Annotated in this window: 16 protein-coding genes; 10 read left to right on the top strand and 6 right to left on the bottom strand. The window is 64.0% G+C overall.

The window, feature by feature from the left end; all coding sequences use genetic code 11:
- Nucleotides 1–107 precede the first annotated feature (107 nt).
- The 7 genes from AB4037_RS11485 to AB4037_RS11455 are packed head-to-tail and all read left to right on the top strand — an operon-like array spanning nt 108 to nt 8,174.
- The gene (locus AB4037_RS11485) at nt 108–1,631 is read left to right on the top strand and encodes a leucyl aminopeptidase (protein WP_441771597.1); all 1,524 of its coding nucleotides are present in this window, start codon (nt 108–110) and stop codon (nt 1,629–1,631) included.
- Nucleotides 1,621–2,526: a proline iminopeptidase-family hydrolase gene (locus tag AB4037_RS11480; RefSeq protein WP_441771596.1), complete on the top strand. Its 906-nt coding sequence runs from the start codon at nt 1,621–1,623 to the stop codon at nt 2,524–2,526. Before AB4037_RS11485 ends, AB4037_RS11480 begins: the two co-directional genes overlap by 11 nt.
- A gap of 24 nt (nt 2,527–2,550) precedes the next feature.
- On the top strand, nt 2,551–4,212 hold the full coding sequence (locus AB4037_RS11475) for an ABC transporter substrate-binding protein (protein WP_434959967.1): 1,662 nt from the start codon (nt 2,551–2,553) through the stop codon (nt 4,210–4,212).
- 20 nt (nt 4,213–4,232) lie between these two features.
- A complete protein-coding gene (locus AB4037_RS11470) occupies nt 4,233–5,249 on the top strand; it encodes an ABC transporter permease (protein WP_434959966.1) in 1,017 nt (338 codons plus the stop codon).
- Nucleotides 5,249–6,220: an ABC transporter permease gene (locus AB4037_RS11465; protein WP_434959965.1), complete on the top strand. Its 972-nt coding sequence runs from the start codon at nt 5,249–5,251 to the stop codon at nt 6,218–6,220. The genes AB4037_RS11470 and AB4037_RS11465 overlap by 1 nt, the downstream gene beginning before the upstream one ends.
- Entirely contained in the window at nt 6,217–7,176 is a 960-nt protein-coding gene (locus AB4037_RS11460; protein WP_434959964.1) for an ABC transporter ATP-binding protein, read from the top strand. The genes AB4037_RS11465 and AB4037_RS11460 overlap by 4 nt, the downstream gene beginning before the upstream one ends.
- 8 nt (nt 7,177–7,184) lie before the next feature.
- Complete coding sequence (locus AB4037_RS11455; RefSeq protein WP_441771595.1) at nt 7,185–8,174, top strand: ABC transporter ATP-binding protein; 990 nt, start codon at nt 7,185–7,187, stop codon at nt 8,172–8,174.
- 29 nt (nt 8,175–8,203) lie between these two features.
- Here the strand turns inward: AB4037_RS11455 and AB4037_RS11450 are convergent, their stop codons facing one another.
- Nucleotides 8,204–9,085 carry a LysR family transcriptional regulator gene (locus AB4037_RS11450; protein ID WP_441771594.1) on the bottom strand — a complete coding sequence of 294 codons (882 nt, stop codon included), beginning with the start codon at nt 9,083–9,085 and terminating at the stop codon, nt 8,204–8,206.
- Nucleotides 9,086–9,200: 115 nt separating this feature from the next.
- Here AB4037_RS11450 and AB4037_RS11445 point away from each other — a divergent pair, with 115 nt between their 5' ends.
- Nucleotides 9,201–10,181, top strand: coding sequence for a quinone oxidoreductase family protein (locus AB4037_RS11445; RefSeq protein ID WP_441771593.1), 981 nt, complete (start codon nt 9,201–9,203; stop codon nt 10,179–10,181).
- Nucleotides 10,182–10,414: 233 nt separating this feature from the next.
- Here the strand turns inward: AB4037_RS11445 and AB4037_RS11440 are convergent, their stop codons facing one another.
- The 5 genes from AB4037_RS11440 to AB4037_RS11420 form a co-directional block, all read right to left on the bottom strand.
- A complete protein-coding gene (locus tag AB4037_RS11440; RefSeq protein WP_434959960.1) occupies nt 10,415–11,575 on the bottom strand; it encodes a LysR substrate-binding domain-containing protein in 1,161 nt (386 codons plus the stop codon).
- A gap of 150 nt (nt 11,576–11,725) precedes the next feature.
- Nucleotides 11,726–12,424: an ABC transporter ATP-binding protein gene (locus AB4037_RS11435; protein ID WP_434959959.1), complete on the bottom strand. Its 699-nt coding sequence runs from the start codon at nt 12,422–12,424 to the stop codon at nt 11,726–11,728.
- Nucleotides 12,417–13,220 carry an ABC transporter ATP-binding protein gene (locus tag AB4037_RS11430; protein ID WP_434959958.1) on the bottom strand — a complete coding sequence of 268 codons (804 nt, stop codon included), beginning with the start codon at nt 13,218–13,220 and terminating at the stop codon, nt 12,417–12,419. The genes AB4037_RS11435 and AB4037_RS11430 overlap by 8 nt, the downstream gene beginning before the upstream one ends.
- Nucleotides 13,217–14,404: a branched-chain amino acid ABC transporter permease gene (locus AB4037_RS11425; protein ID WP_441771592.1), complete on the bottom strand. Its 1,188-nt coding sequence runs from the start codon at nt 14,402–14,404 to the stop codon at nt 13,217–13,219. Before AB4037_RS11425 ends, AB4037_RS11430 begins: the two co-directional genes overlap by 4 nt.
- Before the next feature lie 3 nt (nt 14,405–14,407).
- On the bottom strand, nt 14,408–15,325 hold the full coding sequence (locus tag AB4037_RS11420; protein ID WP_434959956.1) for a branched-chain amino acid ABC transporter permease: 918 nt from the start codon (nt 15,323–15,325) through the stop codon (nt 14,408–14,410).
- Between the two features lie 255 nt (nt 15,326–15,580).
- Here AB4037_RS11420 and AB4037_RS11415 point away from each other — a divergent pair, with 255 nt between their 5' ends.
- Complete coding sequence (locus AB4037_RS11415) at nt 15,581–16,714, top strand: branched-chain amino acid ABC transporter substrate-binding protein (RefSeq protein WP_441771591.1); 1,134 nt, start codon at nt 15,581–15,583, stop codon at nt 16,712–16,714.
- Nucleotides 16,715–16,900: 186 nt separating this feature from the next.
- On the top strand, nt 16,901–18,355 hold the full coding sequence (locus AB4037_RS11410) for a 4-hydroxyphenylacetate 3-hydroxylase family protein (RefSeq protein ID WP_441771590.1): 1,455 nt from the start codon (nt 16,901–16,903) through the stop codon (nt 18,353–18,355).
- The last annotated feature ends 16 nt before the right edge of the window (nt 18,356–18,371 follow it).

Below are 18,371 nucleotides of genomic sequence, written 5' to 3'. Positions count from 1 at the left end.
TGGGCCAGAACTTCGGATCGAACGGCAAGGGCCGTACGCCGGAGCGAGGATATGCGCCAGGAGACAGTCCCCGCGCGTGTCGCTGCAATAAGGGAGTCCTCCGTCCGATGCCGCAATCTCCAGTGCCCGTGTTCGAGCCGGCAGACGGGATCTCCTCCGCAGCCGCCACCATCGTGGTCCTGCAGCCTGCCGGGCAGGAACTCGGCCCTCGGGCAGCGGCCTTGGACGCCGAAATGGGCGGCCTTCTATACCGGGTCTGCTCCGACCCGATCTCCCTCGCCGCATCTGGCACCTGCACCGACATCATCGCACCGCTCGCGGTATCGGTCCGGCGGGTGATCGTGCTGGCGCTGGGTCAGGCCGGGGCGCTCAATGCCCTGTCCCTGGCGCGAGCCGGCGGCGCGCTTGCCGCGCATCTGGAAAGCAAGGGCATCGGAGAGGCGACGCTCGTCCTCGATCCCATCACCGAAGCCAGCCTATCCGGGGCGGAAATCCTGGCACGCGTCGCGCTCGGCGTCCGGCTGCGCCGCTACCGCTTCGACCTGCGCAATAAGCGTCCGGTCGCGCAGGTGGATCAAGCCTGGCGGCTGGAGCTTGTCGGCGCCGGCAAGACCGAACTCACGGCGGCGCTGGCCCGCGCCAATGCCATCGCCGATGGCGTCGACTATGCCCGCACCCTGGTCAACCTGCCGCCGAACCATCTTCATCCCGACAGTTTCGCCGATCATCTGGAGGCCTTGCGCCAGGCCGGTATCGAGGTCGAGATTCTCGATGCGGCCCGGCTGCAGGAGCTCGGCATGAACGCGCTCCTGGCCGTCGGTTCCGGCTCGGCCCGCGCGCCGCGGGTGGCCGTGCTGCGCTATCGCGGCAAGGGCTCGGGCGAACAGCCCCTCGCCTTCGTCGGCAAGGGCGTCTGCTTCGATTCCGGCGGCCTTTGCATCAAGGGTGGCGCGCAGATGTTCGACATGAAGGCCGATATGGGCGGCGCGGCCGCGGTGATCGGCCTCCTGCTGGCGCTTGCCCGGCAGGGCAGCCCCGTCCATGCCGTGGGCGTGCTCGGCATCGCCGAGAACCTGCCTTCGGGCACCGCACTCAAGCCGCGCGAGATCATCACGACGGCCTCGGGCCAGACCGTAGAGATCTTCGATACGGATGCGGAGGGGCGCCTGCTCCTGGCCGACTGCCTCCATTATGCCGCCTCGCGCTTCGAGCCCTCGGTGATCGTCGACTTGGCTACCCTGACCTATTCGGTGATGCGGGGCCTGGGGTCGGTCTTCGCCGGCCTGTTCAGCACCGATGACGCCATCGCCTCCCAGATGATCGCAGCCGGAGAAACGGTCGGCGAACGGTTCTGGCAATTGCCGCTCGACCGCGCCTATGACGAGGGATTGTACTCGCCCTTCGCCGACCTCAGGCACCATGCCAAGGACATGGAAGACGGCGACGCGCCCTATGCAGCCGCCTTCCTGCGCCATTTCACGCAGGACCGCCCCTGGGTCCATCTCGACATCGCCGGCAAGGAACTGGCCGAGAGCGACCGTCCCTTGGGCCGGCAGGGCGCCACGGCCTTCGGCGTGCAGATGCTGGAAGAATGGGTCCATAACCAGAATGGGAAACACAATGTCGCTTGAGATCACCAGCCGGGACGGCCGGGCTAGCTTCCAGGGCTACGAGACCTGGTATCGGGTCAGCGGCGAGCTCGGGAGCGCCAAGGCCCCGGTGGTGATCCTGCATGGCGGACCGGGCGTCGCCCACAATTATGTCGATGCTTACAAGCTGCTCGCCCGCGACGGACGCGCCGTCATCCACTACGACCAGTTGGGTTGCGGCAATTCCACCCTGTTGCCGGAGAAAGGCGCCGATTTCTGGACGCCAGCGCTCTTCATCGACGAGCTCGAGAACCTGGTCGACCATCTCGGCATTCGTGCCGGCTTCCATGTGCTCGGCCAGAGCTGGGGTGGCATGCTGGGTGCCGAATATGCCGTGATCAGGCCTGAGGGTCTGAAGTCGCTGACCATCGCCAATTCACCGGCGTCGATGAAATTGTGGGTGGAGGAAGCCAACCGCCTGCGCGCCGACCTGCCCCTCGACATACAGGAAACGCTGACCCGGCACGAAGAGGCCGGCACGACGGAGGATGCGGAGTATCATGAGGCGACCATGGTCTTCTATGAGCGCCATGTCTGCCGTGTCGTGCCCTTCCCGCCCGAGGTGGCGGCAAGCTTCGCCCAGGTGGCACGCAATCCTACCGTCTACAATGTGATGAACGGCCCCAACGAGTTTCATGTCATCGGCACGTTGAAGAGCTGGAGCGTCATCGACCGCCTGCCCGCCGTCGAGGTGCCCACGCTGATCCTCTCCGGACGCCATGACGAAGCCACCCCCGCGACCGTGCAGCCCTACAAGGACGGCATCAAGGGATCGCGCTGGGAAATATTCGAGCATTCCAGCCACATGCCGCATGTGGAAGAACAAGAAAGATGCATGCGGGTGGTCGGGGACTTCCTGGATCAACACGACAATTGAACTGTCAAGAAGAGGGGATCGACAATGAAGAGACTGCTTTTGGCTGTTGCAGCCACGGCCTTGCTGGCCGGCTCCTGGCTGGCGCCGGCACAGGCCGAATATCTCAAGGAACATCGCGGCGGCACCATCCGCCTGCTGGCCCGCTCCGCAGCCGGAACCCTCGATCCGCATATCAACTACACCGACCAGGGCTGGCAGATGTACCAGCCTGTTTATGACGGGCTCGTCATCTTCCGCAAGGCGGAAGGCAAGGACGGCTTCGAGGTCGTGCCGGATCTGGCCGAGGCCCTGCCCGCGGTCAGCAATGAGGGCAAGACCTTCGCCTTCAAGCTGCGCAAGGGCATCAAGTTCTCGAACGGACAGGATCTCGGCGTGAAGGATGTCGTCGCCTCCTTCCAGCGCATCTTCAAGATTTCCGGCCCGACCTCCGGCACCTTCTATGCCGGCATCGTCGGGGCCGACAAATGCCTGGCCGATACCAAGAGCTGCACGCTGGAAGGCGGCATCGTCGCCGACGAGGCCGCCGGCACGATCACCATCAATCTCACCAAGCCGGATGCCGAGCTCCTCTACAAGCTCGCTCTGCCGCATGCGGTGATCCTGCCTGCGGATACGCCGGCCGAAGACATGGGCTCCCGGCCCATCCCCAGCACCGGCCCCTACATGATCTCGGCTTTCGACCCCAACAAGGGCATGACGCTCTCGCGCAATCCCCATTTCAAGCAATGGAGCGAGCAGGCCCAGCCGGACGGCTATCCCGACGCGGTGCAGTATGATTTCGGCCTGTCCGAGGAAGCCGCCGTCACCGCGATCCAGAACGGGGAAGCGGACTGGATGTTCGATCCGCTGCCGAGTGATCGTCTCGGCGAACTCGGCACCAAATTCAAGGATCAGCTCCATATCTCGCCGCTTTCGGCATGGTGGTACGCCCCGCTCAACACCCGCTTGGCTCCCTTCGACAATGAGAAAGCCCGCCAGGCCGTGGCCTTTGCGATCGACCGCAACACGCTGGTCAAGCTGTTCGGCGGCAAGGTGCTGGCCACGCCGGTCTGCCAGGTCCTGCCGCCGGATTTCCCCGGCCATGAAGACTATTGCCCCTTCACCAAGAATCCCGGCGCCAAATGGTCGGCCACCGATCTCGACAAGGCCAAACAGCTCGTCGAGGAATCCGGCACCAAGGGCCAGAAGGTCACCATCATCGTCGAGGACACTGCCATTTCGCGCTCCATCGGCGTCTATCTGCAGAGCGTGCTGACCAGCATCGGCTATGTCGCGGACGTCAAGCCGATCTCGACCAACATCCAGTTCACCTACATCCAGAACACCAACAACAAGGTGCAGATGTCGGTCAGCCAATGGTACAAGGATTATCCGGCGGCTTCGGACTTCCTGAACATCCTGTTCGGCTGCGCCTCCTTCCGTGAGGGCTCGGACGCCTCGATCAACATCTCCGGTTTCTGCGACAAGGAGATCGACGCCAAGATGCAGAAGGCGCTGGACCTGGGTGTCACCGACCAGAAGGCTGCCGACAAGATGTGGGCCGAGATCGACAGGCAGATCACCGACAAGGCGCCGGCCGTCGGCCTCTTCACGCCCAAGCGCCTCGACTTCGTCAGCAAGCGCGTCGGCAATTTCAAGTTCAACCCGCAGTTCAACTGGATGGTCACGCAGGCCTGGGTTCAGTGACACACTTCGAGGAAACCTCCGTGGCGAATGACGTCGTCGCCATGCCACGCCGATCGCGAGGGCCCTGGGCCCTCGCTTTCGTGAAGCTGAGACGCAACAAGGCGGCCATGGCATCCCTGGGGCTGTTCCTGCTGATCGTGGCTGCCTGTCTCAGCGCACCGCTCTATGCGCGCTGGGCCGGGGTCGATCCGTTCGCTTCCACGCTCGACGCCGTCATCCAGATCGATGGCGCCGAGGTACCGGTGATGGAGCAGTCGACAGAGGGGCTCGGGCTCGGCTACACGCCGCTCGGCCCGACCTGGCGGCTCGGCAATTATTTCCTCGGCGCCGACAGCCAGGGGCGCGACGTCATGGCCCGGATGCTCTATGGCGGCCTCTCTTCGCTGATGATCGCGGGGGCCGCCACCATCTTCACGCTGATCTTCGGCACGGCCGCGGGCCTGATCGCCGGCTATTTCGGCGGCATCGTCGACACGATCCTGTCGCGCTTCCTCGACGTCCTCTGGGCGTTTCCGATCTATCTGCTGGCAATTTCACTTTCCATCGTCACCATCGCGCAGGGCATTTCGATCGGGCCGATCGTGATCGAATCCGGCAGTCTGTGGCTGCCGATCATCATCATCGGCATCGTCTATGTGCCCTATGTGGCGCGCCCCATTCGCGGGCAGGTGCTGTCGCTGCGCAAAAGTGAATTCGTGCTCGCCGCCATCAATCTGGGCGTGCCGGGACGGCGTATCCTGTGGCGTGACATCCTGCCCAACATCACCACCACCCTGATCGTCTTCGTGCCGCTGATGATGGCGCTGAACATGCTGACCGAATCGGCACTGTCCTTCCTGTCGATCGGCGTGCAGCCGCCCGCCGCGAGCTGGGGCACCATCATCCAGGACGGGCAGGCGCTGCTCTATACGCGCCCCATGGTGGCGCTGGCGCCGGGCATCGCGATCGCCCTTTCGGTGATGGCGCTCAACGTCTTCGGCGATGGCCTGCGCGACGCGCTCGACCCGCGTTCCAAAGTTCGACTGGGGCGCGACTAATGATCTATGCCATCCTGCGCCGCTTCGGCCAGATGCTGTTCGTGATGTTCGGCATCTCGGTCATCGTCTTCCTGATCTTCTTCGCCACGCCCGGTGCCGATCCGGCGGCTCGCATCGCCGGCCGCAACGCCTCGCCCGAGGTGCTGGAGGCCGTGCGCCACAATTTCGGCTTCGACCAGCCGCTCTATGTCCAGTACGGCCTGATGATGAAGAAGATCTTCGTCACCGGCGACCTGACCTCCTTCGTCAATCGCGGCTGGAAGGTGGTGCCGGCGGTACTGGACTCCATCCCGGTCACGCTCTCGCTGGTGTTCGGGGCGGCGATCCTGTGGGTCGTGGTCTCCGTCATCATCGGCATGATCGCCGCCGCCACGCGTGACAGTTGGATCGACAGGCTCCTGATGGCGGCGGGGCTGATCGGCATTTCCATGCCGGTCTACTGGCTGGGCGAGGTGATGAACCTGATCACCCAGAGCCGCTATCACGACACCTGGCTGTTCGGCTGGGTGCCGCCGCTCGGCTACAAGAATTTCTTCGACGATCCCAAGGGCTGGTTCCTCACTTTGGTCATCCCCTGGGTCACGCTCGCGGTGCTCTATATCGGCATCTACGGGCGCGTGCTGCGGGCGGCGATCATCGAATCCCTGCAGGAGGACTATATCCGCACGGCTCGCGCCAAGGGCCTGTCGGAAACGCGCATCCTGCTGCGCCATGCGCTCAGGACCTCGCTGATTGCCTTCATCACCCTGTTCGGACTCGATTTCGGCGCGCTGGTGGGAGGCTCCGCTTTGCTGACGGAGGTGGTGTTCGGCCTGCATGGCATCGGCAAGCTCACCTATGACGCCCTGCAGAACCTCGATTTGCCGATGATCATGGCAACCGTGATGTATGCGTCCATGTTCGTGGTCGTGGCCAACGCCGTGGTCGATTTCGTCTATATCCTTCTCGATCCGCGCGTGAGGACGTCATGATGCTGTCCGTACGCGATCTTCGGGTTTCCTTCCGCACCGATGACGGCCTGGTGCGCGCCATCGACGGGGTTTCCTTCGACCTCGCCGAAGGCGAGATCCTCGGCGTCGTCGGCGAATCCGGCTCCGGCAAGACCGTGTCGCTGCTGGCGGTGATGGGCCTGATCACCGATCCCAACGCGAGGATCGAAGGCTCGATCCGCTACAAGGGCCGCGAACTGGTGGGCCTGCCCGCGCGCGAACTCCGGCGCCTGCGCGGCAACGAGATCGCCATGATCTTCCAGGATCCGATGACGGCGCTGACGCCGGTCTACACCATCGGCTGGCAGATCGCCGAGCAGATCCAGGCGCATCGCAAAATCAGCAAGGCCAAGGCGCTCGAGCGTGTGGAGGAATTGCTGGCGGAGGTGAACTTCCCCAATCCGCGCGAAGCGATGTCGCGCTATCCCCACCAGCTTTCCGGCGGCATGCGCCAGCGGGCTGTGATTGCTATGGCTTTGTCCTGCGACCCGGCCCTGCTGGTGGCGGACGAGCCCACCACGGCGCTCGACGTTACCGTGCAGGCCGGCATCCTCGATCTCGTGCGCAAGCTGCGCTCGACCCATAATTCGGCCGTCGTCTTCATCACGCACGACATGGGCGTGGTCTCCGAGCTCGCCGACCGGGTCATGGTCATGTATGCGGGACGGGTGGTGGAGCGCGGCAGCCGGGCGGAATTGTTCTCCGATCCGCGGCACCCCTATACGCGGGCGCTCCTGGGTTCGATCCCGCCTTTGACCGGCGAGAAGCCGCGCCGCCTGCCGGCCATTCCCGGTTCACCGCCTTCGCTGCTCAGGCTGCCTGAGGGCTGCGCCTTCGGTCCGCGCTGCCCGGCGCGCTACGAACCCTGCCTGATGGACAAGCCCAGCCTCGGCAGCGGCACCCACGCCGCCGCCTGCTTCCGGGTGGCGCAAGCATGAGCGGACAGATGATCGAAAAAAATCGGCCGATCCTCGAAACGCGCGCGCTCGGCAAGCGCTTCTCGATCGGCAGCCGCTTTTCCGCCGAGGGCAAGCGCACAGTCCATGCGGTCGACAATGTTTCCCTGACGGTGGGACACGGGGAGACCGTCGGGCTCGTCGGCGAATCGGGTTGCGGCAAGTCCACGCTGGCTCGCTGCTTGGTCCGGCTCTACGACATCTCCGAGGGCCAGCTCATCTTCGAAGGCGAAGACATTACCGGCACGTCGCTGGCCAAGCTCAGGCCGCTGAGGCGCCGGCTGCAGATGGTGTTCCAGGATCCATCGGCTTCGCTCAACCCGAGGCGGCGCGTCGGCGATCTGGTGGCGGAGCCGCTGCGCATCCACACCAAACTGTCGTCGGCGCAGATCGCCAAGCGCGTGGCTGAGCTGTTCGATCTCGTCGGGCTGCTCCCGGATCACGTCATGCGCTATCCGCACGAGTTCTCCGGCGGCCAGCGCCAGCGCGTGGGCATTGCCCGCGCCATCGCGCTCAATCCGGACCTTGTGGTTCTGGACGAGCCGGTCTCGGCCCTCGACGTCTCGGTGCAGGCACAGATCGTCAACCTGCTCGCCGACCTGCAGGAGAAGCTGAACCTCACCTATATCTTCATCGCCCATGACCTCTCTGTCGTCCGCCAGGTCTCGACCCGCATCGCGGTGATGTATCTGGGTTCCATCGTCGAGGAAGGTCCGGCCGAAGAGGTGTTCGCCACGCCGGCCCATCCCTACAGCCAGGCCCTGATTTCGGCGGTTCCCATCGTGGAGACCACGCCGAGCGGAACGCGCAAGCGCATCATCCTCACCGGCGATGTGCCAAGCCCGCTCAACCCGCCGCCGGGCTGCCGCTTCCACCCCAGATGCCCGGTCGCCCAGGACCTGTGCCGTTCGGAGCGCCCGCAGATGCGGGACTACAGCCCCGGTCGCAAGGTCGCGTGCCACTTCCCGATCGCGTCTTAAAGCAAGATGTACAAGGATTTGTGCTGCCTTCACCCGAAACGGGCGATGGCGAAGTCGACGAAAGAGCGCAGCTTCGGGGTGATGCGGCGGTCCGGAGCATAGAGGATGTTCATGACCCGAGATGGGGGCTCGTAGCCCTCCAGCAGCCGGATCAAGCGTCCGGCTTCGATGTCGCTCCGCACCAGGGACGCCGGCTGGAGCATGATGCCGAGGCCGGCCAATGCGGCCGTGAGCAGGGCCTGGCCATTATTGGCTAGGAAGCGATAGGACAGCTCGACCGTCTCCAAGCCTTCGGGACCGGCAAAACGCCATTGGTCACGCGTATTTCCATGCATGAAGCCGAGGCTCTCATGCTTATCGAGGTCGGCCGGCTTTTCGGGATGGCCATGCGCAGCAAGATAGGCCGGCGCCGCGCAGACAGTGAACGTCATGGGCCGCAGTGGCCGGGCTATCAGGCTCGAATCGGCAAGAGGGCCAACGCGAAACACGGCGTCATACCCCTCGTCGATGAGGTCGACGACGCGATCGGACAGTGTGAGCTCGACATCGACTTCGGGATGGGCAGCCAGATAGTCCGGCAGGGCATTGGCGAGTTCATGCGCGCCGAAGGTCACCGGGGCGTTCACCCGGATCTGACCGCGCGGGGTGCCGCGCGTCTCGGCAGCCAGCACTTCGGCCGCCTCGACCTCGGCCAGGATGGTGCGAACCCGCTCGTAATAGCTGCGCCCGATCTCGGTGACGCTTTGGCGCCGGGTCGTGCGGTTGATCAGCTTGACGCCGAGATGGTCCTCCAGCAGGCGTACATGCTTGCCCACCATCTGCGAGGACATCGACAGCGCGTTGCCGGCCGCCGAGAAGGACCCCGCCTCCACGGCCCTGGCGAACACACCCATGCTGGTAAAGCGGTCCATTAATTTGAAACCATTCGTTTCAAGTCTAGCGATCAGCTCCCCATTTATCACGAAATGAAGTGAGATCATAAAGGACGGCGACACCGCAATATCGTCCACTCAGGAGATACCGTTCATGTCCGTCCAACGCAGAGTCGTCGTCAGCGAATATGGCGCGCCCACCGTGATGAAGCTCGAGACGCGGGACCTGCCCGCGCCCGGCGCCGGCGAGGTTCAGGTCAGGCACACGGCGATCGGCTTCAATTTTATCGACATCTACCAGCGCAAGGGTATCTATCCGCTGCAATTGCCGAGCGGGCTCGGCTTCGAGGCTGCCGGCGTGGTGGAGGCGGTCGGCCCCGGCGTCAGCGACCTCAAGGCCGGCGACAGGGTTGCTTATATCAATGCGGGCCTGGGTGCCTATGCGGATCGGCGCAATGTCCCGGCCGACAAGCTGGCGATCCTACCTCCCTCGGTCAGCGACCAGGCGGCCGCGACCTTGTTCTTCAAAGGCATGACGGCGCAATATCTGCTGCGCAAGACTTACGCAGTCCAGCCGGGCGATCTCCTGCTGGTCCACTCGGCTGCCGGGGGTGTCGGCCAGATCCTCACGCGATGGGCGACGGCACTGGGGGCGACCGTCATCGGTACCACCGGCTCGCCCAGCAAGCGCGAGGCCGCGCTCGCCGCCGGATGCAAGGCGGTGATCGATCTCAACGACCCCGCCTGGCCCGAGGCCTTCCTCCAGGCGACCGGCGGCCGCAAAGCCCGCGTGGTCTATGACGCCGTCGGCAAGGATACGCTGATCAAGTCGCTCGAATGCGCCGCCCCCTTCGGGCTGGTGGTCTCTTATGGCGCGGCCTCCGGCCCGGCCCCCGCTATCGACCTCGACCTTCTCAACAAGAAGGGCGGTCTGTTCATCACCCGCCCGTCGATCTTCGCCCACAATGCCGACAGCGCCAGCTTCCGTGCCAACGCGGCCGATTTCTTCGATGCAGTCGCCAAGGGGCATGTGAGCGTGGATATCGGGCAACGCTTCTCGCTCGATGAGATCGCCATAGCGCATGAAGCCGCCGAGGCCCGCCAGGTCGTCGGGGCCATCCTGATCACGCCGTAGGAAGGCAACGTTTTAAAATGACGGTAGAGCGAGATGATCAATCCAGCAGGTAAGCACGATGCTTGTGCCGCCTCTCCCCGTTTACGGCTATCGTCCATTCCTTTTGGAATGGACCGGGATAGAGCTAAGGGACAGCAGCAAGCGTTCAATCTGTAAGGTCGCGCAACCCCTCATCGTTCCTTCTCCCCGAAAACGGGGCGAAGGACCACCGGCGTCGCGCCTTTCGTCCTATCTCACCGCTTTGCAAAACGCTTCGCGCACAGATCGGCGAAATGCCGGGCCGCAGGCGAAAGCTCGCGCTCGGCACGATGGGCCAGCACGATGCGGTTCTCGCGGTGCTTGCCGGTCAGAGGGCGGGTCACCAGATTGAGCCCGTCATAGCTCATGTCCGAGGCCGGCTTGGTCGCCAGGATCGAATAGCCCAGGCCATGGGCCACCATGCCGCGCACCATCTCGAAGGAGATCGAGCGATAGGCGATCAGCGGCTTGATGCCGGCGTCTTCCAGAATGCCGGTGAAATAGTCCCGGCTGGGCGGGGCATCGAGCAGGATCATCGGCTCGGCGGCGAGATCCTCGGGCGCCACCTCGCTCTGATGGCAGAGCGGATGATTGGCTGAGAGCAGGACATAGGGTGTCAACTCGCCCAAGGATAGCTTTTCGAACTCGCCGCCCAGGTCGAAATCATAAAGCAGTGCCAGTTCGCTCTCGCCCGCCAGCAGGCTTTCGCGCAGGCGCCGATGATCGCCTTCGATCAGCTTGACGCCGATGCCGCCCATCTCGCGGATAAGCGAGGGCATGAGATAGGGCCCGAACGTGTGGAAGCAGCCAATCACCAGCCGGGCTGTCTCGCCCGCCAGCCCCGCGCGCAGCGAACTCGCCCCTTCGATCCGGTTCGACGAACCATAGGAACGATTGGCATAGATCAGCGGCGAACCGTGGCGGGAGAGATGGATATCGCGCACTTCGCACAAGAAGATGTGGTGCGTGCCGACCTTCTCGCTCGATAAGAGCTTGCAGTCGAACGCCACCAAGGGATCGGCGATGCGCGGCGCGCCGGTCGATGCGGTCACCCATTCGGTGCATTCGAACTTGTCGCCGATCTCGTCGCGAAAACGGCCAGCGAAGACATCCGAGATATAGGACTGGTCGTCCCGCAGGACGTTGACGCACAAAACGCCGTTCTCGACGATCTTGGCCGCCGCCGGGCTGAGATGGTGGACGCAGACCAGCATGGTGGGCAGATCCGTATCCGCCGAGACGGAGGCCATGGCCGAGACGGTCACCCCTGCCCGGCCGGCCGGCCCGTCGGTGGAGACCACGTTCACGGTGCAGGCGGCCTGGCTCATGCCGCCGAGGAATTTCTCGCGCACCTTTGGATCGATCTCCACGCCCATCCGCGCTCTCCTGTTGGTCTTGAAGCCGGTGTCACCCCGGCCTTCCGCCGATCGATCCTTCCGGAAATCGTCGGCGCTGGAAAATATGGAATTCCGCTGCACGGGTTCGGAAAAGCCGCAGCACGACGATCCGGACTGGTCAAAGCCGATCTAGAGATAGAGGTGATGTACCGTGTCGTTGGCGAGCAGGTCCTTGCTGGTACCGCTCGCTGCGATCTGGCCGCGCACCAGCAGATAGCCGCGATCGGCGATCGACAGCGCGGTCTCGGCATTCTGCTCGACCAGCAATACGGTCTTGCCCTGGTCGCGGATGCGCCCGACGATGTCGAAATATTCGTCGATGAGCTTCGGCGATAGGCCGAGCGAGGGCTCGTCCATCACAACCAGCTGCGGATCGCCGATCAAGGCGCGGGCCAGGGCCACCATGGCCTGCTCGCCGCCCGACATCGTCCCCGCTCCCTGCGTCAACCTCTCGCGAATGCGTGGAAACAGGCCGGCCATCGCCTCCAGCCTGTCCCCGAACGGTACCCGGCATCTGGCAGCGTCGAAGGCGAGCTTGAGATTCTCGCGCACATTGAGGGTCGGGAAGAGTCGGCGCCCTTCGGGGACGAAGCCGACTCCCAGCGACGCCAGCCTTTCGGTGCCAACCGCGGCCACGTCCTTGCCCAGGATGCCGATCGAGCCCGTGTCGAGCTTGAGGAGGCCGCAGATGGCATTGAAGGTCGTGCTCTTGCCGGCACCGTTCGGCCCGAGCAGGCAGACGAGTTCACCCCTGTTCACCTGAAGCGAGACATTGCGGAGCATGGGCACCGGCCCATAGCTGGTCGAGACGGATTTGAGTTCAAGCATGACCGGCCTTGTGTCCGAGATAAGCCTGCTGGACGCGCGGCAGCTGCCGCACCTCCTGGAAGTCGCCGTCGGCGATCTTCCGGCCGTAATCGATGACGGCAACCCGGTCGGGCAGCGCCCTGACCAGACGCATGTCGTGTTCGATGATCAGGAAGGACAGGCCGGCTCGCCGGGCCATCACGGAGCGGATGCTTGCCATCAAGGCATCGGTGTCGCGATCGTCCATGCCCGAGGAAGGCTCGTCGAGCAGGATCACCTTCGGGTCGGAAGCAAGCGCTCGGGCAATTTCCAGGCGGCGGCGGTCGGCCTGGGGCAGCGTGCCTGCCAAGGTATGGCGCCGTTCGTAAAGGTCGGGCGAGATGGAGCGGATCAATTCGCCCGCGCGCTCGGCAGCCTCGTCGAGTTCGGCGCGTGCCTTGCCCGGACGCAGCAGCGCCGTGAGCACGCCTGTGCGGGTGCGGCAATGCATGCCGATCACCACATTGTCGACCAGCGTCAGGTCGTTGAACAGCCGGCTCGACTGGAAGGTACGGGTGATGCCCGCGGCTGCGATGCGGTGGGCGGGATTGCCGGTAATGTCGCGTCCTTCCAGCGCCACCGTGCCCTTGGAGGGCCGGTAGATGCCGGTGATGACGTTGAACAGGGTGGACTTGCCCGCCCCGTTCGGCCCGATGATGCACAGGATCTCCGAGCGATCGAGCCGGAGGTCGACCCCGTCCACCGCCGTCAGCCCGCCGAATTTGATGGTCAGGTCCCGGGTCTCCAGAAGCGTCTGGTTTATGACCGGCTCCCTCATGGCTGGCCCCCATAGTTGCGCGCGCGCTGCGGGAAGAGGCCCTGGGGCCGCAGGATCAAGAAGGCGATCACGATGATGCTGACGAAGAGCAGGCGGTAGTCGGAGAACACCCTGAGCTTTTCAGGCAGCAGCGTCAGCAGGAAGGCACCGATGATCACGCCGAGCGTGTTGTCCATGCCACCCACGATCACCATGGTCATGATGGTGACCGACACCACGAAGGTGAAGTTGTCGGGCGAAATGTAGCTCACATAGAAGGCGTAGACGGTGCCGGCGAAGGCGGCGAGGAAAGCATCGACGCCGAAGGCCAGGATCTTGTACCAGACCACGTTGATGCCCTGGCAGCGCGCCGCGAGCGGGTCGGCCCTCAAGGCATTCCAGGCCAGGCCCACCCGGCTGTGGTGGAGGCGTCCCGCCGAGAGGATGGCAAGACCCACCAGCGCCGCCGAGAGATAGTAGAAATTGGCCTGGCTCGGCAGCTTGTAGCCGAAGACATAGAGGGGCTTGATGAAGGAATGCCCGAAGAAGGTCGGCGCGGGAATGCCGACCAGGCCGTTGGGCCCTCCTGTCCACGACAGGTTGTTGAGCAATTGCTGGACGACGATGCCGAAGGCGATGGTTACCAGGGCAAGGTAGCTTTCCTTGGTCCGCATGGAGGGGAAGCCGAGCGCAAAGCCGAACAAGGTCGCCACCACCGCCGAGATCGGCAGGGTCAGCCAGAAGGAAATGCCGAAATTGATCGCCAGCAGCGCCGAAGTATAGGCACCAATGCCATAGGAGGCGCCCGTTGCGAAGTTCGGAATATTGGCGCTGCCGAGCTGGAAATTGAGGGCGAGTGCCAGCACCGAATAAAGCTGGGCAACGATGAGCAGATGCAGCGCGTAGCTGCTGCCCTGCATGAAGAAGGGAAACGCCAGGACGATGGCGATGCCGAGGACGGTGGCGCTGGTGCGATAGCGCCGGAAGGCCACGATGATATGCTCCTCGATCTGCGGCCTGAGCTGCAGGGCGGCGAAGCCGGCCCCGAGCAAGGCCAACAGGGCGACGATGATCGAGGTCCGTTCGGCCAGGAGCAAGGTGCCGAGCAGAACGGCCCCGATGAGTTCGACGCCGAGAACGATAACCAAGGCGCCGAAGGAAGTGCCGGCGCGCGCCTGCGATAGATTATGCGTGGTGGCGGCCATGGCTCACACCTTCTCGAAGACAGGCTTGCCGAGCAGGCCCGAGGGTTTGAACACCAGCACGCAGATCACCAGGACGAAAATGCACACCAGGCGATAGGAGGCTCCATCCGCCAGCAAAGCCTGCGCCAGCATCTCGATGCCGGCGATCAGGAGACTGCCGAGGATGGCGCCCTGCATCGAGCCGAGGCCCCCGATCACGGCCGCCGAAAAGCCGATCAGGCCGAGCTGGATGCCGAAATCGAAGCGCACCACGCCGGCATGGCTGGCATAGAACAGGCCACCGATAGCGCCGACCGCCGAGGCGAGCAGGAAGGTGGCGGCGAACATCCGGCTCGGATTGATCGCCATCAGGCGCGCCGTGTTGCGGTCTTCGGCGACGGCCCGGATGCGCATGCCAAGCGGCGTATGCCGCATCAGGGCAAACAGGACCGCCACCATCGCGATGCAGAGGACGATCACGGTGAGACTGAAGGCCGGTACTGTCAGGCCAAAGAGCGAGATTTCGCCCGTCACCAAAGCGGGAAACGGCTTGGGGTTGCTGCCTTGCGGATAGAAAGTGCGGATTAGCTCGCGCACCACGGTGCCGAGCGCCACGGTGGCGACCAGGGCCATCATGGCCGGGGCGTTGCGAAAGCGGCGGATCACCAGCCAGTCGAGCAGCACGCCGAGCAGGCCGACAAAGGCGATCGCGATCAGGCAGGCAATCAGGGCGGCCGGCACGGTATCGAAGCCCAGCATGCCGCCGGTCAGGATCTGGATCATCGCCAGGGCGACGAAGGGCGCGGTGATCGAGACGTCACCATGCGAGAAATGGATGACATTGAGCACGCCGAACAGCAGGCTGAACCCCAAGGCCACCAAGGCATAGATACTGGCCAACACCAGCCAGTTGAGCAGATATTGCGCGAGCAGCGCATCCATAGAATTCCCCTCCCGCCTCGTTTGCCGAGTGTCCGGTCTTCTTTTCTAGGCATAGGCGGGGCAGCGATGAAAGCCGGCGCTGCTTAGGCATTTCTGAGGCAGTGCTTCAAAAATTGCGACTTCTCGCTTTCGCAAAAACTTCGCACCCTTGCCTTCGTCCTCGGACAAAGCCGACCGGCCACGGACTCTCAAACAAGAAGACAAGTCCAGGCATCCCACCCGTGGTCCGGCGTACCATCGAGCAAGGGAATAGACATGACCATCTTCAACGCACGCCGGCGCCGCCTTCTCGGCAGTGTGCTGCTGGCGACCGCCATGGCGTCACTGCCGACGCTGGCCTTCGCCAAGGACACCATCAAGCTCGGCTTCCTCGGCCCGCTCAGCGGTGGCAACGCGCCTCAGGGCCTGGGCGCCCGCAATGGCTTCCTGCTCGCCATCAAGCAGGCCAATGAGGGCAATTATCCCTATACGGTCGAAGGCGTGGCGCTCGATGATGCGTCCGACCCGCAGACCGGCGTGTCGGCCGCCATGAAGCTGGCTAACGATTCAGCGGTGGTGGCGGCCACGGGCCATTGGAACAGCCCTGTGGCGCTCGCCACCATCCCGGTCTTCCATCGCTTCGAGATGCCGATGATCGTGTGGGGCGCCATCGGCCCGAAGATCACCGAGCAGAACCTGGCCGAGATCACCCGCGTCACGCCCACGCTCGTGGCCGAGAACAAACCGCTGGCGGACTGGGCCTTCAAGACGCTGGGCGCCAAGAAGATCGCCATCGTGGCCGATACCTCCGACTATGGCGTCTCCAATGCCGATGTCTTCAAGAAGTTCTTCGGCGATGCCGGCGGCCAGACCTCCTCGACCGACCTGCTGCCTGTCGGCACCACGGATTTTCGCACCATCCTCACCCGCATCAAGGGCGAGGCGCCGGATGCCATCTATTTTGGCGGCGTCATCACCGAGGCCGGCATCCTGCGCAAGCAGATGGCCGAACTCGGCCTGACCACGCCGATGATCGGCATCTCCGGCTTCTACGACCCCGAATTCATCGCGGTTGCCGGAAAGGCCGCCGAGGGCACCATGGTGAGCTATCCGGCTTCCCAGTCGAACCCTGCCCTGACCAAGATGGAGGCCGACTACAAGGCCCAGAACTACGCCGAGGCGCCCAGCCCCTACACCAAATATGCCTATGAGGCGACGCAGATCCTTTTGAAGGTGATCGCCGACAACGGCATCGAGGACAAGGCCAAGCTGGCGCAGGCCATCCGCTCGATCAAGCATGACGGCGTGCTGGGCACCACCTCGTTCGACGATCACGGCCAGACCCAGATCCCGGTCGAGATCGAGATCAAGGTCGTCAAGGACGGCGCCTGGACCACCAAGACCAATTAACCGGCTGTCGCTCACCGGTGTCGGCCGCAATGGCCGGCACCACCAACCTGCCGCATCACGGGGCGAGCCCTGCCTGCCCTGATCGACGGTTCGCGCCTTCAACGAGGCGCCCAAGCAAAGCGGGTCTCACCCGCCGCACACCTCGCGACATGCCTTCATGTCGCTGAAAACTTCGAAGGAAAGACGATGCTCAGAACGGGGCAGCAATACAGGGATTCGATCCGGGACGGCCGGCGTATCTGGATCAATGGCGAGCGCGTCAAAGACGTCACCGTCCACCCCCAATTCAAGCCGCTGGTCGACATCCGCGCGCGCATCTACGACCTCGCGCATGAGGACGCCACCCGCGACATCCTCAGCTATGAGGAAAACGGCGAGCGCTATTCCATCGGCCTCAAGCTGCCCCACAGCCAAAGCGATTGGCACGCCAAACGCCTGGCTACCGACACCATCCTGGAGGATGTCGGCGGGGTCGTCACCCGCGTCGGCGACGAGACGGCCGGCGAGATGTGGTCGCTCTATGACGGCCAGGACATCCTGAACGAGGTCGACCCGCGCTTCTCCGTCAATATCCGCAACCACATCCAGCGCGTCGTCGACCGGGACCCCTTCCACGTCTCGGCCAACACCGATCCCAAGGGCGACCGTTCCAAGCGGCCACAGGACCAGGATCCGGACATGCTTCTGCATGTCGTCAAGGAGACCGATGCCGGCATCGTGGTGCGCGGGGCCAAATACGAGACCGCGGCAGCCTATGCCAACCAGGCCTTCACCAAGCCGACCATCGCCAATTGGGGCAATTCGGAACTGTCCGACTATGCCGTCGGCTTCGTATGCGACTTCTCTTCCCCCAATCTGAGCTTCATCGCCCGCACCGGCTTTGCCGGCCGGGCCCCGGCCGAGGACTATCCGCTCGCCAATCGCTTCGATGAGGTCGACTGCCTCGTCATCTACGACAATGTGCTGATCCCCTGGGAAAACGTGCTGTTCTACCAGCACACCAAGGCGGCCGCCTTCATCCGCGCCACGCTGCATCGCTATTCGGCCTTCGCCTTCGTGCAGCGCAATCTCAAGCTCGCCGACATGCTGATCGGCGCGGCCCTGTGGAACGTGCGCCAGACCGGCCTGGAAAACCAGCAGGCGGTCCAGGAAAAGCTGGCGACGCTCGCCTGCTACCGCGAGGGCATCAACGCACATCTGACCGCCTCGATCACCAATGCCGAAAAGAGCCCGGGCGGCCTGATGATGCCCAACCAGTCCCTCTTGATGACGGGGCGCGTGCATGCCTGCTCGCAGCTCCACCACATGATGCACATCGCCCGCGAGCTCTGCGGCGGCCAGATCTGCGTCACGCCCGATGCCGCCAGCTTCGCCGACGAGGAAGCCGGCGTCTGGCTGAAGAAGTACTACACGCTCAACGAGAACTGGGACAGCAACGACCGGCGCAAGCTGCTGGCTTTTGCCCGCGACCTGCTGAACTCCGACTATGCCGGCCACCGTCTCACCTTCCAGCTCTTCGCCCAGTCGCCACCCTTCGCCCATCTCGGTGCCGTCTACCGCAATTTCGACTGGAACGACGCCCTGCGCTTCACCAAGAAATCTGCCGGCCTGTCGGACCGCATCCTCACCGCCCAGCGCTAATTCGGCACCCGGAGTA

The organism is Labrys sp. KB_33_2, assembly GCF_052114505.1.
In the GTDB taxonomy this organism is placed as follows: Bacteria; Pseudomonadota; Alphaproteobacteria; order Rhizobiales; family Labraceae; genus Labrys.
This window is presented reverse-complemented; position numbering and strand designations above follow the sequence as displayed.

Bases quoted from the DNA above. Each gene is read 5' to 3' on its own strand.
- AB4037_RS11485 (WP_441771597.1), top strand. From the start codon at position 108: ATGCCGCAATCTCCAGTGCCCGTGTTCGAGCCGGCAGACGGGATCTCC.
- AB4037_RS11480 (WP_441771596.1), top strand. From the start codon at position 1,621: ATGTCGCTTGAGATCACCAGCCGGGACGGCCGGGCTAGCTTCCAGGGC.
- AB4037_RS11475 (WP_434959967.1), top strand. From the start codon at position 2,551: ATGAAGAGACTGCTTTTGGCTGTTGCAGCCACGGCCTTGCTGGCCGGC.
- AB4037_RS11465 (WP_434959965.1), top strand. From the start codon at position 5,249: ATGATCTATGCCATCCTGCGCCGCTTCGGCCAGATGCTGTTCGTGATG.
- AB4037_RS11460 (WP_434959964.1), top strand. From the start codon at position 6,217: ATGATGCTGTCCGTACGCGATCTTCGGGTTTCCTTCCGCACCGATGAC.
- AB4037_RS11455 (WP_441771595.1), top strand. From the start codon at position 7,185: ATGATCGAAAAAAATCGGCCGATCCTCGAAACGCGCGCGCTCGGCAAG.
- AB4037_RS11450 (WP_441771594.1), bottom strand. From the start codon at position 9,085: ATGGACCGCTTTACCAGCATGGGTGTGTTCGCCAGGGCCGTGGAGGCG.
- AB4037_RS11445 (WP_441771593.1), top strand. From the start codon at position 9,201: ATGTCCGTCCAACGCAGAGTCGTCGTCAGCGAATATGGCGCGCCCACC.
- AB4037_RS11440 (WP_434959960.1), bottom strand. From the start codon at position 11,575: ATGGGCGTGGAGATCGATCCAAAGGTGCGCGAGAAATTCCTCGGCGGC.
- AB4037_RS11435 (WP_434959959.1), bottom strand. From the start codon at position 12,424: ATGCTTGAACTCAAATCCGTCTCGACCAGCTATGGGCCGGTGCCCATG.
- AB4037_RS11430 (WP_434959958.1), bottom strand. From the start codon at position 13,220: ATGAGGGAGCCGGTCATAAACCAGACGCTTCTGGAGACCCGGGACCTG.
- AB4037_RS11425 (WP_441771592.1), bottom strand. From the start codon at position 14,404: ATGGCCGCCACCACGCATAATCTATCGCAGGCGCGCGCCGGCACTTCC.
- AB4037_RS11420 (WP_434959956.1), bottom strand. From the start codon at position 15,325: ATGGATGCGCTGCTCGCGCAATATCTGCTCAACTGGCTGGTGTTGGCC.
- AB4037_RS11415 (WP_441771591.1), top strand. From the start codon at position 15,581: ATGACCATCTTCAACGCACGCCGGCGCCGCCTTCTCGGCAGTGTGCTG.
- AB4037_RS11410 (WP_441771590.1), top strand. From the start codon at position 16,901: ATGCTCAGAACGGGGCAGCAATACAGGGATTCGATCCGGGACGGCCGG.